The sequence below is a fragment of the Kinneretia sp. DJ1R-11 genome, from assembly GCF_025717595.1.
Lineage (GTDB): Bacteria > Pseudomonadota > Gammaproteobacteria > Burkholderiales > Burkholderiaceae_C > Paucibacter_A.
The window spans coordinates 881,686-897,795 of record NZ_JAJIRR010000001.1; the positions used below are offsets into that span (position 1 = coordinate 881,686).

Genomic DNA, 16,110 nt, shown 5'->3' on the forward strand with positions numbered 1-16,110 from the left:
TGTGAAGGCCTGGGCCGGACGTCACCATGCAGACCTCGATCCACCGCCCACTGTGAGTACCACCGCATGAACAAGCCTTCCACACCTCCCCTGCACCGCCGCCTGGCCGGCCGCGACATCCCCGCCATCGGCCTCGGCCTGATGGGCATGAGCGAGTTTTACGGCGCCGTCGACGACGCCGAGTCGCTGGCCACCTTGCATGCCGCCCGCGAGCTCGGCGTGCGCCATCTCGACACCGCCGACACCTACGGCTCCGGCCACAACGAGCGCCTGCTCGGCCGTTTCCTGGCCGAACTGAGCCCGGCGCAGCGGGCGGACATGCTGGTGGCCAGCAAGTTCGGCATCAAGCGCCCGCCGGGCACCTACGAGCGCCATATCGACAATTCATCCACCTATGCCCGCGCCGCTTGCGAAGCCTCGCTTCAGCGCCTGGGTCTGGAGCGCATCGAGCTGTTCTATGTGCACCGCCGCGACCCGGCCGTGCCGATCGAGGAGCTGATGCTGACCCTGGCCGACCTGAAGGCCGAGGGCAAGATCGGCGCCGTGGGTCTGTCCGAAGTCAGCGAAGACACGCTGCGCCGTGCCCATGCGGTGCTGCCGGTGGCGGCACTGCAGAACGAATACTCGCTCTGGGAGCGCAGCGCCGAGCAGGCCATGCTGAGCGTGACTGCCGAGTTGGGCGTGGCCTTTGTCGCCTACAGCCCGCTGGGCCGCGCCTTGCTCAGCGCCCAGCTGCCGGCCACGCAAGACCTGGCCCCCGATGATTTCCGCCGCGCCCTGCCGCGCTTCAATGGCGAGGCCGGGGAGCACAACCGCGCCCTGGCCGAGCGCCTGGCCGGACTGGCGACAGACTGGGGTCACAGCGCTGCCCAGCTGGCCTTGGCCTGGGTGATCCACCAGCAGCCGCACACCCTGGTCATCCCCGGTACGCGGCGCCAGACGCATCTGCGCGGCAACTGGGCGGCCGGGCAGATCCGCTTCGACGCCGCCCAGCTGGACACCCTCAACCGCCTGTTCGCACCAGGCAGCGTGGCCGGGCCGCGCTACACCGAGCTCGGTTGGGTGGGCATCGAATCGGCGCGCAGCTGAGACACCTGGCCGAAGCTCGCCGGCAGCCCGTCAGCGAGGCGAGGGCAGGCGCCGCAAAGACGCCAGCGTCTGCGCACAGGCCTGCGCAGCTTCCTGCCCCTTCTTGATGAAATGCGTCGCGAAGTAGCGCTGATGCTCCTCGTGCTCGTGGAAGTGGTGCGGCGTCAGCACCACGGAGAACACCGGCACACCGCTGTCCAGCTGCACCCGCATCAAGCCATCAATGACCGCACTGGCGACGAAGTCATGGCGGTAGATGCCGCCATCGACCACCAAGGCGCAAGCCACCACCGCCTGGTAATGCCCGGAGCGGGCAAGACGCTGGGCATGCAGGGGGATTTCGAAAGCCCCGGGCACCTCGAACTCGTCGACTCCACTCTCGGGCAGCCCCAGGCGCTGCAGTTCGGCTTTGAAGGAGTGGCAGGCCTGTTGGACGATGCCGCGGTGCCAGCAGGCGCTGACCCAGGCGACGCGGGGAGCGGCGCCCTTGGCTGCTGCAGTCGAAGAAGAAGAGGAAGGAATAGAAAAAATGGAAGTCTGATCAGTCTGATTCATGTCATTGCTTTCGCGACGGTGAACACAAATCAGGGCAAGCACGCAAACGCACGGCGGCGCCGGCGCGCCGACCCGCCGCAGCCGCTCCGAAAAAAAGCAGACGCGCACGAGCCGACCCACCTGCGTCGGCCGCAAATTCACGTTCTCTTTCATCCGGACTGTGACCGTCGGCTCTGGCATCGCACCAGATCTGCTGACCCCGTCGGTCCACACCTCGGACCGTCGGGCGCTCGCGGGCTCCCAGCCACCTTTTGCAAAACATCGGGTGCCTGGATACCGCCGGTGGGGAATTTCGCCCCGCCCTGAGAACGCTGCTGAAGCCGGCCCCTGGCGGAGCAGGCTTCAGCGGCCGGGATTGTAGGCAGGTCTGCGAAACGCTCAGGCGCCTTGCCCTCAGCCCAGGCTGCGCCCCAGAAGCTCGCCGGCCGCCCCTGCGGCCAGCGGCCGGCTCAGGTGATAACCCTGCAACTGCGTGCACCCAAGATCGCGTGCCGCCAGGGCCTGGGCCTCGTTCTCGACCCCCTCGGCCACCACCTCCAGGCTCAGGGAGCGCCCCAGCGCGCAGGTGGCCTTGACGATGGCGCTGGCCTGGGGCTCGGGCAGCGGCTCGATCATGCTGCGGTCCAGCTTCATGCAGCTGATGGGCAGCTGGCGCAACATGGTGAGCGAACTCTGGCCGGTGCCGAAGTCGTCCATGCTGCAGAGCACGCCGGCCTGGCGCAGCTGCTGCAGCTGGGGCAAAACCCGGCCCAGATGGCCGATGGCGGCGGACTCGGTGATTTCGATCTCCAAGCTCTGGTGGGGCAGCTGCAGCGCATCGAGCCGGTCCAGCAAGCGCTGGGCAAAGCTTGGGTCGTCGAACTGCAGCGGCGAGACATTGACGGCCACTGGCACCAGCAAGCCCCAGCGGTCCAACCAGTCGCGCAACTGCTGGCTGGCGATCTCGACGATCAGCTGGCCCAGCGAATTGATCTGGCCGGTGCGCTCGGCCGCCGGCACGAAATCGGCCGGGCTGACCCGGCCCAGGCCCGGCCGCTCCCAGCGCACCAAGGCCTCGAAGCCGCAGAGCTTGCGGCTGTCGGCGCGGAACTTGGGCTGGTATTCGAGGATGAACTCGCGCTCGACGATGGCCCGACCCAAGGACTGCTCGGCTTCCAGGCGGGCGCGCGAGCGCACATTCATGCGCGGCTCGAAGAACTCGCAGGCGCTGCCGGCCCGCTGCTTGGCCCGGTGCATGGCCGAGTCGGCCGCGCGCAAGAGGCTGTCGACGTCCTCGCCGTCCTGCGGGAAGCGTGCCACCCCCAGGGACAGATGGACGAACAAGGCTTCGCCATCGACCTCAAAAGGCTGCTCCAGCAGCTGCAGGATCTGCGCCACCACCGGCTCCACCTCGCTGCGCTCGGCCATACCCTCGAGCAGCACCAGGAACTGGTCCTCGCCCAGACGCGTCAGCATGGCCTGCACGGGCAGGTGGCGGCACAAGCGGCGCGCCACCGCGTGCAGCAAGGCGTCACCGACGGCATGGCCCAAGCTTTCATTGACCAGCTGGAAACGGTCGACATCGGCCGAGATCAGCGCGAAGGGCGCGCCGCCGGTGAGGGTCAACTCGCGCAGGCGGGCGACCGCGAAGTTGCGATTGGGCAGATCGGTCAGCTCGTCATGCAGGGCCTGGCGGCGCAGCGCGTCGACGGCCCGCTGGCGCGAACTGTCGTCGATCATCACCAGCAGCTCGGCCGGCGCGCCGTCCCACTCCAGATGGCTGGACAGGCCGCGCACATAGAGGGCACGGCCTTCGCGCGTCAGCCGCGTGGCCTCCCATTCGATGCGCGCATCGGGGTCGGCCAGCACCAGGGCATGGCGCTCGCTCGCCGAGCGCTGCTGGTCCATGGGCACCAGGGTCGAGAGCAGATCAAACGATTGATCCTGGGACACGGTCTGGTCGCCGGGCGGGAAGCCGAACATCTCGCGCGCCGCCGGGTTGGCATAAGCGGCACGGTGCTGCTGCAGCACCACCAGACCTTGCAGGGAATGCTGGGTCAGCTGTTCAAAGCGGTTGCTCTGGCGCCGGGTGTCGGCATGGGCGCGCGCCACCGACAGCAGGATCAGGCCCAGGGACAAGGTCGTCTGCACGAACAGGCCCAGGGTGTGGGTGATGGGCGAGCGGCCCAAGGGGTCGAGCAAAGGGCTGCTGGCATGGACCAGGCCGACAGCCACGAAGCAGGCCGCCACGAAGCGCTCGCCGGCATGGCCGCCTTGGCCCATCCACCAGGCGCAAGCCCAGGAGCCGGCCACCAGATAGACCGTGGCCGCGATCACGGCCAGGCTGTGGTCCAGGCGCGCCAGCACGACGATGCTCGCCATCATCAGCAAGAAGGCCGGCAGCCACAGGGCCTGGCGAAAGGGCAGTTGGCGGTAGCTGCGCGCGCCGGCGATCAAGAGCATCAGCGAACCCATGATGCTGGCCGAGGCCGCCAGGGCCTGCAAGTCGTGCTGCCAGCTGGGTTCCTGTTCGGGCGCCAGCGCAATGCCCAGGGTCAGGCCCAGGGACAGCAGAATCCAGCTGTAGCCCCATTGCCGAACCTGGGGGAAGCGCGGATCCTGGCGCCAGAGCAGCAGCAGGGCGATGCCCAGCATCGCATTCAACCCGGCACCCATCAACATCAGCGCAGTCATGGCAGGCAGACATGGCCTCTGGACCCGGCAGAGGCGGCGGTGGCGACACGAGCCCCCATGCTAGCGGCTGCGGCGCCGCTTGCAGTGACAATAAGCGCTCACAAAGAATGGCGCGAAGCCCTTTTTCTTCCTTCGCTCACCGATATTCCCGCACACACCATGAACCAGCGCGTCCTGACCGGCATCACCACCACCGGCACCCTGCACCTCGGCAATTTCGTCGGCGCCATCCGCCCGGCCATCGCCGCCAGCCGCGAGGCGGGTGTGGAGAGCTTCTTCTTCATGGCGGACTATCACGCCCTGATCAAGTGCGACGAGCCCGAGCGCATCAACCGCTCGCGCCTGGAGATTGCCGCCGTCTGGCTGGCCGCCGGCTTGGACACCTCTCGCGTCACCTTCTACCGCCAGAGCGACATCCCCGAGATCCCCGAGCTGACCTGGCTGCTGACCTGCATCACCTCCAAGGGTCAGATGAACCGCGCCCATGCCTACAAGGGCGCGGTGGACGCCAACCTGGCCGCCGGCGAGGACCCGGACGCCGGCATCACCATGGGCCTGTACAGCTACCCCATCCTGATGGCGGCCGACATCCTGATCTTCAACGCCCACCGCGTGCCGGTCGGCAAGGACCAGGTGCAGCACATCGAGATGGCGCGCGATGTGGCGCAGCGCTTCAACCACCAATTTGGCAAGGGCGAGGAGTTCTTCGTCCTGCCCGAAGCGAATGTCGAAGAGGACGTGGCCCTTTTGCCCGGCCTGGACGGCCGCAAGATGAGCAAGAGCTACGACAACAGCATCCCGCTGTTCGAAGGCGGCAGCAAAGGCCTGAAGGAGGCGATCGCCCGCATCGTCACCGACAGCCGCCTGCCCGGCGAGCCCAAGGAGCCGGAAGGCCAGGCCCTGGTGACGATTTACGATGCCTTCGCCACGCCGCAGCAGCGCGCCGATTTCCGCGCCGCCCTGCGCGCCGGCCTGGCCTGGGGCGAGGCCAAGCAGCAGCTGTTCGAGCTGATCGAGGCCGAGATCGCCCCCATGCGCGCGCGCTACGAGGCCCTGATGGCTCACCCCGAGCGGATCGAAGAGATCCTGCAGCATGGCGCTGAAAAAGCCCGCGCCATCGCGGGCCCGCTGCTGGCCCGGGCCCGCGAGGCCGTGGGCCTGCGCCGCTTCACCGCCGTGGCTGCGCCCGCAGTCGACACCGCCAAGGCCGCCAAGGCCGCCCTGCCGATGTTCAAGCAGTACCGCGAGGCCGATGGCCAGTTCTACTTCAAGCTGGTCAGCGCCGAGGGTCAAGTCTTGCTGCAAAGTGCCGCCTTTGCTGGCGGACGCGACGCCGGCCAGTGGGTCAGCCGGCTCAAGCGCGAAGGCACAGCCGCGCTGGCAGAGGCGCCGGTGCAGCGGGGCGAGGGGGTCGATGAGGCCAGCCTCGCTGCCGCGCTGCAGGCCCTGGTGGAAGCCGAGGCCGGCTAAGTGCAGCTGAGGGCGGGCGCTTTTTCGCGCTGCGGCTCTAGAGAGCTGCCCCTGATCAGCACAAGGCCAGCAAAAACCCGCTAGGCTGCTCCTGACGCCATGGTTAGCCTAGGCGTACAAACGCGCCTGCTTTCATGCAGTCCACACAAGGAGACAGCCCATGCCCGCAATCCCGACCGACAACCTGGCCCTGCAACGCTTCTACCTGCTGGAACGCACCCAGGCCGAGCGGATGTCCCTGACCCAGCCCATGGGCCAGGGCCAGACCCAGGAGTTCACCTGGGCCCAGGTCGGCGACCAAGTGCGGCGCATGGCCGCCCACCTTCAGGCCATGGGCCAGGAACAGGGCTGGGAGCCGGGCGCCAAGGTCGCCATCCTGTCCAAAAACTGCGCCTGGTGGCTGTTCAGCGATCTGGCCATCTGGATGGCAGGTTACGTCTCGGTGCCGCTCTACCCGACCCTGGCCTCGGACACCATCCGCCAGATCCTCGAGCACAGCGAGGCACGCGCCTGCTTCGTCGGCAAGCTCGACGGCTGGGAGGGCATGAAGCCCGGCGTGCCCGCTGGCCTGCCCTGCATCAGCTACCCGCTCTCGCCTGACGACGCCAAAAAGTCCTATGAGGGCTGGGACGCCATTTGCGCCCGCACCGCGCCGCTGCAAGGCGAACCGGTGCGCGCGGCCGAGGACCTGGCCACCCTGATCTACACCTCAGGCACCACCGGCGCGCCCAAGGGCGTGATGCACAGCTTCGGCAACTTCGCCTGGGCCATGAGCGCCGCGCTCAAGCGCATTCCCATGGGCGCCGATGACCGCCTGCTCTCCTACCTGCCTCTGGCTCATGTGGTGGAACGCGTGCTGATCGAGCATGGCTGGCTGCGCACCGGCTTCTCGGTCTATTTTGCGGAAAGCCTGGACACCTTCACGCTCGACCTGCAGCGTGCCCGGCCCACCATCTTCTTCTCGGTGCCGCGCCTGTGGGTGAAGTTCCAGCAAGGCATCCAGTCCAAGATGCCGCAGAAGAAGCTCAATCTGCTGCTCAGTCTGCCCCTGATCGGCGGCTTGGTGCGGCGCAAGATCCTCAAGGCTCTGGGCCTGGACCAGGCGCGTGTCTGCGCCGGCGGTGCCGCGCCCATGCCCGTGCCCCTGCTCGAGTGGTACCGCAAGCTCGGCCTGCACATCAATGAGGGCTATGGCATGACCGAGAACCTGGCCATCTCGCACATCACCGTGCCGGGCGAGAACCAGATCGGCACCGTGGGCCCGGCCTACGAGGGCGTGGAAGCGCGCCTGGACCCGCAGACGAGCGAGCTGCTGGTGCGCACCCCCGCCACCATGAGCGGCTACTACAAAGAGCCCGAGATGAGCCGCGCGGCCTTCACCGAAGACGGCTGGCTGCGCACCGGCGACAAGGGCCAGTTCGACAGCCGCAACTGCCTGCGCATCACCGGCCGCGTCAAGGACCTGTTCAAGACCAGCAAGGGCAAGTACGTGGCCCCGGCGCCCATCGAAGACCGCCTGGGCGACCACCCGGCCGTGGAAGCCTGCGTGGTGACCGGCGCCAATATGGGCCAGCCGGTCGGCGTGGTGATGCTGTCGCAGAACGCCATCGAGCACAGCGGCAACGAAGCCGACCGCGCCGCCCTGGTGCAGACCTTGACCGCACACTTGGCCGAGGTCAACAGCCGCCTCGACCCGCATGAGCAGCTGGACTGCCTGGTGGCCGTCAAGACGCCCTGGACGGTGGACAACGGCTTCATCACCCCGACCTTCAAGGTCAAACGCAATCGCGTGGACGAGGTCTATGGCCCGCAGCTGGAGACCTGGGTGGCCAAGAAGAAGAAGGTTGTCTTTGGCGATTGAGCGATGACCCGCCCCAGCAGCGCGCCACCGCCGCCCATCAACCTGGCCCTGCAGGGGGGCGGCTCACATGGCGCCTTCACCTGGGGCGTGCTGGACGCGCTGCTGGAAGACGGGCGGCTCGAGATCGAGGGCCTCAGCGGCACCAGCGCTGGTGCCATGAATGCCGTGGCTTTGGCCCATGGCTTTGCCCAGGCCCTGGACAAGGCACGACCTGACCCCCGGGAAGCAGCACGCGAATCGTTGGCTGCGTTTTGGAATGGTGTGATCGCCATGGGCGCGCTGGGCGAGGCACAGCGCGCACCCTTCGGCTTTCTGTTCGGCCACGCGGCCGACGAGAACTCGGCCGCCGCGCCCTGGCTCAGCGCCATGAGCGCACTCTGGACCAGCACGGTCTCGCCGTATCAGTCCAACCCCTTCGACATCAACCCCCTGCGCAGCTTTGTCGCCGGCCAGATCGATTTCGAGGCCCTGGCCCGCCAGGCCGGCAAGATCCCCAAAGTCTTCGTGGTCGCCACCCGGGTCAGCACCGGCAAGGCCGAAATCTTCTCGGGCGAGCGCCTCAGCGTCGATGCCGTCATGGCCTCAGCCTGCCTGCCGACCCTGTTCAAAGCCGTGGAGATTGACGGTCAGCACTACTGGGACGGCGGCTACTCCGGCAACCCCGCCATCCATCCGCTGATCTACCAATGCACGGGCCGCGACATCGTGCTGGTGCAGATCAACCCGATCGAACGCGAGGCCTTGCCGACCAGCAGCGCGCAGATCCTGGATCGCCTCAACGAGATCAGCTTCAACGCCGCCCTGATCGCCGAGATGCGCGCCATCGACTTCGTCAAACGCCTGCTGGCCGAGGGCAAGCTGGACCCGGCGCATTACAAAGATGTGCTGATGCACCGCATCGACGGCGGCGAAGCGCTGGAGGCCTTCAGCGCCGCCAGCAAGAGCTCCACCAGTGCCGCGCTGATTCACCAGCTGCGTGACCTGGGCCGCAACCATGCCCAGAACTGGCTGCAACACCACTTCAAAGACCTGGGCCAGCGCAGCAGCGTCAACATCAAACGCGACTATCTGGACGATTTGCGCCTGCCGGTGCGCGGCGCTTGAGTTCACTCCTGGGGCCTGGCGCTAGCAAGGCAGAGGCCCGCCTGCGGGCCCAGCACCGTGCGCGGCGGGCGGCCGCCGGCGCGGCCAGTGATGCCCTTACACTGCCCGCCGCCACTTGGTTTCATGAACAGGGCCACCTCGTCGTCGGTCCTCAGCAAGGATCTTCGCCGCCATGCCCAACGACCTGCCCGTCGCCATCCTGGGAGACAAGAACTCCTTGAGTCCGAACGCACGCGAGGCGATTCAGAAACTCAATGGTGCCGCGCCTTGGGCCTTCACCCTGGAGCTCATCTGGGCATGGGCGGTGGTGATCGGGTTCATCACCCTGGCGCTTCATCTCAACACCTGGTGGATGTCGCTGCTGACCGTTCTGGTGGTGGCCACTAGGCAGAACGTGCTGGGCCTGCTGGTCCATGATCAGGCCCATCTGCTCGGCTACCGCGGTCGTTTCGGCGACCTGGGGGTCAATCTCTTGGCCGCCTACCCACTGCTGGTTTTGACGGTGGAGGGCTATGCCCAGGTGCACCTGGCCCACCACCGCGACTACTTCGGCCCCAGCGATCCGGACTTCAAACGCAAGAGTGGGCCGGACTGGACGTTCCCCATGCCTCCCGGCCGCTTGGCCCGTTTATTCCTGAGAGATCTGCTGGGCATCAACACCATCGCCCTGATGCGGGGCAAGAAGCCGGCCGAAGCGAACCCCGTGTTCGCGCGCCGGAACGCCGTGCCCAAGTGGTTGCGGCCACTCTTTTTCTTGGTCTTGATTGGCTTGTTGAGCTGGGCCGGTCTGTGGACGGCCTTCCTGCTGTACTGGCTGCTGCCCTTGTTGACCGTGACCCAGGTCATCATTCGCTGGGGCGCCATTTGCGAGCATGAATACGGCGCGCCCAAGGCCACAGTGGCCGAAACCACACCCTTGATCGTGCTGAGTTGGTGGGAGCGCCTGTTGCTGCCCAACCTCAACTTCGCCATGCACCCTTATCACCATTATTTCCCCGGTGTGCCCTTCTCGCGCCTGCCCGCTTTGCACCGCATTTACGAGCACGACGGGCTGATCGAAGAGAAGCACGTGTTCCACGGCTACGGATCCTACTTGCGCTTCATCACCCGCAAGCCGGCCTGAATTCGTCCGACGCTCCTCCGCAGCGCCGCCCTGATCCACCAACTGCGCGCCCTTGGCCAACGCAGCAGCGTGAACATCAAGCGCGACTATCTGGACGATTTGCGCATGCCGATCCGCTGCGGCTGAGGGGCAGGTTCCGGCACAGAACCGTCGTTCGCTGAGATTTGGATACGAACGCAGAGTGCGCGGAGGTTCGCAGAGGTCGCAGAGGTCGCAGAGAGAGAAGAAGAGCGAGGATTGTGTTCTCAGCGTCCTCTGCGGTCCTCTGCGAACTCTGCGAACTCTGCGTGCTGAAACTTCTCCGCGAACGACGGCTCAGTGCCGACTGCCGCCCCTGTCATGGCCCTGCCATCCGCATCGCAGACCATGGGCGCTTCCCTTCTAGTTGCCCGGGCCCGCCATGAACAACGTCGACTCCGACTTGGTCGAAAATCTGACCTTTGACGAACTGCAGATCGGCCAGGGTGCCCGCCTGGTGCGCACCCTGAACGCCCAGGACATCGCCGCCTTTGCCGCCGTCTCCGGCGACAGCAATCCCGCCCACCTGGACAGCGGCGACGGCACAGCACCGCTGATGCACGAGGTGGTCGGCCACGGCATGTGGAGCGGCGCCCTGGTCTCGGCCTTGCTGGGCACCCAGTTCCCCGGCGCCGGCACCCGCTATCTGGACCAGAGCCTGCATTTCATCGCCCCGGTGCGCATCGGCGACACGCTGACCGTCAGCGTCACGGTCACGGCCAAGGAAGCCGCGCGGGGCTCCGTCGAGCTGGCCTGCGAGCTGATCAACCAGAAGGGCGAACGCGTCGCAAGCGGCATCGCCCGCGTACTGGCGCCGACGCAGAAAGTCCGCCTGCCGCGCAGCAGCCGGCCCGAGATCCACCTCTTCGACCCGCAAGCGCGTTTCAATGCCTTGCTGGCCCTGGGCCGAGCGCTGCCGGCCGTGCGCTGCGCCGTGGTCCACCCCTGCGACGAAGCCTCGCTGACTGGCGCCGTCGATGCTGCGCGTTTGGGTCTGCTGGACCCGGTCTTGATCGGCCCGGAGGCTCGCCTGCGCGCGGTCGCCGAGGCCTGCGGCCTGGATCTGGGCGGCCTGGACATCATCGCCATGCCACACAGCCACGCGGCGGCCGAACATGCGGCCGAGCTGGCCGCCAGCGGCGCCGTGGCCAGCCTGATGAAGGGCAGCCTGCACACCGACGAGCTGGTTCGCGCCGTGCTGGCGCGCAAGGAGCTGCGCACCGGCCGGCGCATGTCCCATGTGTTCCGCTTCGATGTGCCGCTTTACAGCAAGCCTTTGCTGATCACCGACGCCGCGCTCAACATCCGGCCGACACTGGACGAGAAGCGCGACATCGTGCAGAACGCCATCGACTTCGCGCGCATCCTCGGCGTCGATCGGCCCCATGTGGCCCTGCTGTCGGCGGTCGAGACCGTCAACGCCAACATCCCCTCGACCCTGGACGCGGCCGCGCTGTGCAAGATGGCCGACCGCGGCCAGATCAGCGGCGGCGTGCTCGACGGCCCCCTGGCCTTTGACAACGCCATCTCGGCGGAGGCGGCTCGCATCAAGGGCATTGCCTCGCCGGTGGCCGGCCAGGCCGATGTCCTGGCCGTGCCCGACCTGGAGAGCGGCAATATGCTGGCCAAGCAGCTCGAATACCTGGCCGGCGCCACCGGCGCTGGCATCGTGCTCGGCGCCCGCGTGCCCATCGCTTTGACCAGCCGGGCCGACGGGCCCATGGCGCGGGCGTCCTCGGCACTGCTGGTACAGCTGGCGGCGCAGGCAGCGGCCCGCTGAAGAGCCGCTCTTGTGGGGTTTGAATCACAAGCCCTCTCGATGCTTGTCGATTCGGCCCATGCTCGAACGTCGTAGGGCTGATGAGCGCCGTATCGTTCATTCAAGCATTCATTCAGTCAGCAAGCCCACCGACCTCACCCACAGGAGCGCCCCAACCATGGCCAGCATCCAGAAGATGATCTTCATCAGCCTGCCCGTGCAGGACCTCCCGGCTTCGACCGCCTTCTACCAAGCCCTGGGCTTTGAGCCCAACCCGCAGTTCAGCGACGAGGCCGGCACGGCCATGGTCTGGAGCGAGGCCATCCATGTGATGCTGCTCACGCACGCCAAATGGCGCAGCTTCACCGACCGCCCCTTCCCGCCCGCCGGCACAGCCGGCTCGATGCTGAACCTGTCACTGGACAGCCGCGAGGCCGTCGACGCCATGAACACCGCTGCCGCCGCCCACGGCGGCAAGGCCGATGTGAACCCGGTGCAGGACTTGGGTTTCATGTACGCCCGTGATCTGTCCGACCCGGACGGGCATCTGTGGGGCGCGTTCTGGATGGACCCGGCGGCAATTCCAGGTGCGGGGGCGGGGGCGGGGGCGGGAGCGGGGCAGCACGGCGAGTGAGGGGGTCAGGTCCCGCCTGGTTCAGACCCAGTGGCGGGTGCGAGCCCGGGGCCAGTCGAGCTGCCCACGCCCCCTGCCTATACGGTGCGTGGCTTTGCTAGAAGAACAAGCTGCGCAGGAACTCCGCCGTTTCCGGGGACAGCCCCACGATCTTGTTGGTGGCCTGCCGGTAGAGCTTGAAGTTCAACTCGGTCTCAGGGCGGCCATCATCCCAGTCGGAGAAAGGCTTCAACTCGGTCCTGCCGAGACTGCGCTTGGCCTGAGCCATCCGACGGACGGTGATGCTGACCCTTGGCGTCTGGCGCTCGATGTCAGCTCTTCTCGGAGTGGGCTCGGCTGCCACGACCGTTCCCAAGGCGATCAGGCCAGCACCGCCTTCGTTCTCGCTGGCGAAAACGAAGACCTCATCACCTGCTTCAATGTGCTTGCCGCCATACATCGTCTTCTGAGCCGCAAAGATCCAGGACGCTGCGCGTGCATCGGTGATCTCGGTCTTGATGGCGTACATGGAAAGATTCTCTGATGAGACGGTCTCAGCGGTTTTTCTATGCCGCCAAAGCTTCGATCCCAACCGTGGATATCCGCTTGCAAAATCGCTTATGCCGAACCCGCAGCGGGCGGTATCAGCCCCAGACTTCGAAGCTGCTCCTCAAGTTCTGCTGCGCTGCCCCATGGCAGTATGGGTGAGTTTCTTCTTTCGTCGGGCGGGTTCTCAAGCAAGCCGTCAGACCAGCCACCACAGCCAACAAGAGGCAAGAGCGGGCGCTTGTGCAACCAGGCCAGGCAGACTTCGGAGATAGTTCCAGCTCGACCGCCGATGACGATGCAGGCGTCGCCCGCCAGCGCCATGAGCAGGTTCCTTGCGTCGCCCATTCCACAGGGAACCACAACGGTGGCTGGCCAGTCGGCGGGAGGCATCTGGTCCGGCGGCACGATGCTGAGGACGGTGCCTCCAGCCGCCACAGCCCGCTCTGCGGCCACCCGAGTGGCTGGACTGCCGCAGCCGCTGACCACGGTGATGCCGAGACTTGCCATCAATGCGCCGGCTTCGCCAGCGAGTTGGTAGGCGTCGGAGCCGGGCTCGGCGCTGCCGAGGACACTGACTTGTGGACGGCGGATGAAAGGAGGAGGAAGTGGAGGCATGGCGTTCCTTGGTACGGCACAAGCTTGAACCTAGGCGGCCCGCGACGGCGAACCCTTGTGGGCCAGGGCCAGAGCCAGCGCGATGGGCAGCAACAGATGCATGCTCTTGGGGCCCAGCATGACACAGAAGCTATCCACCAGCGATTGAACGTGCGCGCCGCTGCCAATACCACCCGGTGATACAGCAGACCAAGGCATACGTCAGCCACCACGGCTCATACACGTACGGAAAACCAGGCTCTGTAGCAGTGATGAGCAGGAAGAGTGCAAGATTCAGAAGCGCCCCGAGAAAGACGAAACCAAAGCCAAAGTTGCCAAGGTTCTTCTGCCATCTTGGACGCCCTTGCTCGCGAGCCACGCTCGCTTTCACCCACTTGTCCAAGCCGTGTTCGGTGCCCATACCCTAGCTCCTACCCGCAGTGGTGAAGTTGACGAGGCTCGTCCAACTTCAAAAGGCACTTTGCGCTCTCTGGGCTGGACGTACACCCCCAATTCGGTGAGATGGGCCACCGCCGTGCAGTCGAGGAGTCAGGTCTTGCCTTGAAACTTGTGGCCTGGCCCCACTGTCGCAATAGCTTCATTTGGGCGCCTCATAGTTGGCCTGTGCAGACGTTCAAGATGCTTCACCGTTGCCTGCCATTGATTTTTGCAACTGCGCTGGCTGCAGCATGCGGCGGCGGCGGTGGCGATCACTCACCAGAGGCAAAGCTCTACCCACTGTCGGTCGAAGTACAAGGAGCGAAGCTGTCTGGCAAGGCTGGCGCTCTGATCTATCAGCAGTCCTGGCCGCGCCCAGACGGATCACCCGCTTGCGACAGCGGTGCGTGGCGCGTCGACTTGTCTATTGAGCCGAACCTGAGCCCGGTGACGATCACGGCATTGATCGAAGGAGTCACGCTGTGGAACGGCGACCAAGAGGTCGCGCAAGCGGACCTTTCTGACCCGAATGTCGATGTCACCCAGCAAGGACAACAGATGGTTCTGCGCTTCGGCAAGGAATGCCTTGGAACATCGCTCAGACATGGCCCTACGGTGTGGGCAGTGATCCGCTTCAAAGGACAGGCGGAGCCAACTTTTCTAAGAACCCTCGAGGGCACGATCGAGTACATGCGGTAACCGCGCCCATTGCCTGCCACCGTCAACCTGGGGAGCTACATGAAAACAAGGACTCACACATCATGCGCTGCGCTGGCAATTGTCAGCTTACTCTGTGGATTCTCCGAGAGAGCCAGCGCGCAAATCACTCAGAGCGATCTACCGCATGTCGATGCGCTCATCGTCAAGTACCGCCAGCCAGCAGCAGAAAATGCTAGCAAAGGAACTGAAGCAGTTGAAGCTGCAAGGCTGCAAGCAGAAACGGACCGTCTGCTTCAAGCAGTTCCTCTGGCACGGCAAGTCGGGTTCACCTTAGAACTGCGTAGACGCACGAACTTCTCGGCCATGGTCGTGGGGCTTGGGCGCGTGACCTCTCAGTACGAGGCGGCAGCCTTGGCAAAGGCGTTGCAGCAAAGTGACTTGGAAATCGAGTACGCAGTACCGGATAGACCGCTGGCACTGGCCTACATCCCCAACGATCCGGACTGGTCACAACAATGGTGGCTTGGCACGGATGTCGGCGGTGTGCGAGCACCTGGCGGGTATGACATAGCCGTCACGCGTTCGCTGAGCGATCCCGATCGCCCTTTCGTTGGCATCGTTGACACGGGCTACCGACCGCATGTGGACATGGCTGCACCTGTCGATGGCCTGGATCTGGTGAATCGGACCTCCTCCGCCATGGATACGGGTGATGCGCGCGCGGCAGGACAGTGCCCACTTTTTCCGTCAGCTCAGGCCGTCCCGACTTGGCACGGCACGAAAATCCAGAGTGTGATCGCCTCCCACGTCAACAACAGCATTGGCGGCGCCAGCGTTGGCGGCCATGCGATTGGCATTTGGCATGCACGTTGGTGGGGGCCGTGTGGTGGAACCACGTCCACTTATGCGGAAGGCATCAACTCGGCGGTTCAATACCGAGGTCCACAGGGACAACGCGTACGCGTACTCGTGCTAACAGCCGGTGGTGTTGACTATCCTTGCGATGCGCCGATGCGTGACTCTATCAACAGTGCAACAGCAAATGGCGTCTTGGTGGTTGCATCTGCCGGCAACGGCCAAACGGTCGGTTACCACAACGAAGGCATCGACGTGAGTCGATCAGCGCCCGCCAACTGCCCTGGGGTTATGGCCATCGCGGCAACAGATCGCTATGGAGCCCGTGCGGTCTATTCCAACTACGGTTCAGGCATCGCAGTGTCGGCACCAGGCGGCGACAAGGAGTCTGTCCTGAGCAACCAGATGCGGATGGCTTCCTATCAGTCCACGGCCAACGACTTCTCTGCAACTGTTTCGAACACCTATGCCTGGGATGCAGGCACATCGTTCTCAGCGCCAGTGGCAGCAGCGGTAGCCGCCATGGTTTTCAATCAGAAACCTACTCTGACTGCGGCTGAAGTGCGCAGCGTCTTGACGCAAACCGCCAGGCCGTTTCCGGGCGTTTGTACCGGCTGCGGCGCCGGCATTGTCGATATGGAGGCTGCGATTCGGTTTGTCACCCGGCGCCCTGGCACCAATCCGCCGAACTGCCAGGTCAATCCACGCCTTTGCGCGCGCACACCCGGGCCATAAGGCCTGACATGAAT

At 65.6% G+C, this 16,110-nt stretch carries 14 protein-coding genes and 1 riboswitch; of the genes, 9 read left to right on the plus strand and 5 right to left on the minus strand.

Going from position 1 to position 16,110, the window contains the following annotated elements:
• Window positions 1–66: 66 nt before the first annotated feature.
• Window positions 67–1,089: an aldo/keto reductase gene (locus LNV23_RS03665; protein ID WP_263561702.1), complete on the plus strand. Its 1,023-nt coding sequence runs from the start codon at window positions 67–69 to the stop codon at window positions 1,087–1,089.
• Window positions 1,090–1,119: 30 nt separating this feature from the next.
• On the opposite strand, the gene LNV23_RS03670 is transcribed toward LNV23_RS03665, so the two are convergent.
• Together LNV23_RS03670 and LNV23_RS03675 are read right to left on the minus strand one after the other, a co-directional pair.
• Window positions 1,120–1,644, minus strand: a complete 525-nt coding sequence (locus LNV23_RS03670; protein WP_263561703.1) for a 6,7-dimethyl-8-ribityllumazine synthase — start codon at window positions 1,642–1,644, stop codon at window positions 1,120–1,122.
• Between the two features lie 137 nt (window positions 1,645–1,781).
• A riboswitch (FMN riboswitch) is annotated at window positions 1,782–1,958 on the minus strand.
• Window positions 1,959–2,037: 79 nt separating this feature from the next.
• Entirely contained in the window at window positions 2,038–4,317 is a 2,280-nt protein-coding gene (locus LNV23_RS03675) for a putative bifunctional diguanylate cyclase/phosphodiesterase (RefSeq protein ID WP_263561704.1), read from the minus strand.
• A 159-nt stretch (window positions 4,318–4,476) separates the two neighbouring features.
• Here LNV23_RS03675 and LNV23_RS03680 point away from each other — a divergent pair, with 159 nt between their 5' ends.
• The 6 genes from LNV23_RS03680 to LNV23_RS03705 all read left to right on the plus strand — a co-directional run bounded on the left by LNV23_RS03680 (window position 4,477) and on the right by LNV23_RS03705 (window position 12,286).
• Entirely contained in the window at window positions 4,477–5,787 is a 1,311-nt protein-coding gene (locus tag LNV23_RS03680) for a tryptophan--tRNA ligase (RefSeq protein ID WP_263561705.1), read from the plus strand.
• A 160-nt stretch (window positions 5,788–5,947) separates the two neighbouring features.
• A complete protein-coding gene (locus LNV23_RS03685; RefSeq protein ID WP_263561706.1) occupies window positions 5,948–7,648 on the plus strand; it encodes an AMP-binding protein in 1,701 nt (566 codons plus the stop codon).
• A gap of 3 nt (window positions 7,649–7,651) precedes the next feature.
• Window positions 7,652–8,752 (plus strand): patatin-like phospholipase family protein, encoded by a 1,101-nt coding sequence (locus tag LNV23_RS03690; RefSeq protein ID WP_263561707.1) that lies wholly within the window; start codon window positions 7,652–7,654, stop codon window positions 8,750–8,752.
• Window positions 8,753–8,924: 172 nt separating this feature from the next.
• A complete protein-coding gene (locus tag LNV23_RS03695) occupies window positions 8,925–9,875 on the plus strand; it encodes a fatty acid desaturase family protein (protein ID WP_263561708.1) in 951 nt (316 codons plus the stop codon).
• Between the two features lie 400 nt (window positions 9,876–10,275).
• Window positions 10,276–11,673, plus strand: coding sequence for a bifunctional enoyl-CoA hydratase/phosphate acetyltransferase (locus LNV23_RS03700; protein ID WP_263561709.1), 1,398 nt, complete (start codon window positions 10,276–10,278; stop codon window positions 11,671–11,673).
• 166 nt (window positions 11,674–11,839) lie between these two features.
• A complete protein-coding gene (locus LNV23_RS03705; protein ID WP_263561784.1) occupies window positions 11,840–12,286 on the plus strand; it encodes a VOC family protein in 447 nt (148 codons plus the stop codon).
• A 97-nt stretch (window positions 12,287–12,383) separates the two neighbouring features.
• Here the strand turns inward: LNV23_RS03705 and LNV23_RS03710 are convergent, their stop codons facing one another.
• The 3 genes from LNV23_RS03710 to LNV23_RS03720 all read right to left on the minus strand — a co-directional run bounded on the left by LNV23_RS03710 (window position 12,384) and on the right by LNV23_RS03720 (window position 13,829).
• Entirely contained in the window at window positions 12,384–12,794 is a 411-nt protein-coding gene (locus tag LNV23_RS03710) for a hypothetical protein (RefSeq protein WP_263561710.1), read from the minus strand.
• A gap of 89 nt (window positions 12,795–12,883) precedes the next feature.
• The gene (locus LNV23_RS03715) at window positions 12,884–13,429 is read right to left on the minus strand and encodes an SLOG cluster 4 domain-containing protein (RefSeq protein WP_263561711.1); all 546 of its coding nucleotides are present in this window, start codon (window positions 13,427–13,429) and stop codon (window positions 12,884–12,886) included.
• A gap of 130 nt (window positions 13,430–13,559) precedes the next feature.
• Window positions 13,560–13,829, minus strand: a complete 270-nt coding sequence (locus tag LNV23_RS03720) for a hypothetical protein (RefSeq protein ID WP_263561712.1) — start codon at window positions 13,827–13,829, stop codon at window positions 13,560–13,562.
• A 203-nt stretch (window positions 13,830–14,032) separates the two neighbouring features.
• Between LNV23_RS03720 and LNV23_RS03725 the strand changes: the two genes are divergently transcribed.
• Both LNV23_RS03725 and LNV23_RS03730 read left to right on the plus strand, forming a co-directional pair.
• Window positions 14,033–14,545: a hypothetical protein gene (locus tag LNV23_RS03725; RefSeq protein WP_263561713.1), complete on the plus strand. Its 513-nt coding sequence runs from the start codon at window positions 14,033–14,035 to the stop codon at window positions 14,543–14,545.
• A 39-nt stretch (window positions 14,546–14,584) separates the two neighbouring features.
• Window positions 14,585–16,096, plus strand: a complete 1,512-nt coding sequence (locus LNV23_RS03730; protein ID WP_263561714.1) for a S8 family serine peptidase — start codon at window positions 14,585–14,587, stop codon at window positions 16,094–16,096.
• Window positions 16,097–16,110: the final 14 nt, after the last annotated feature.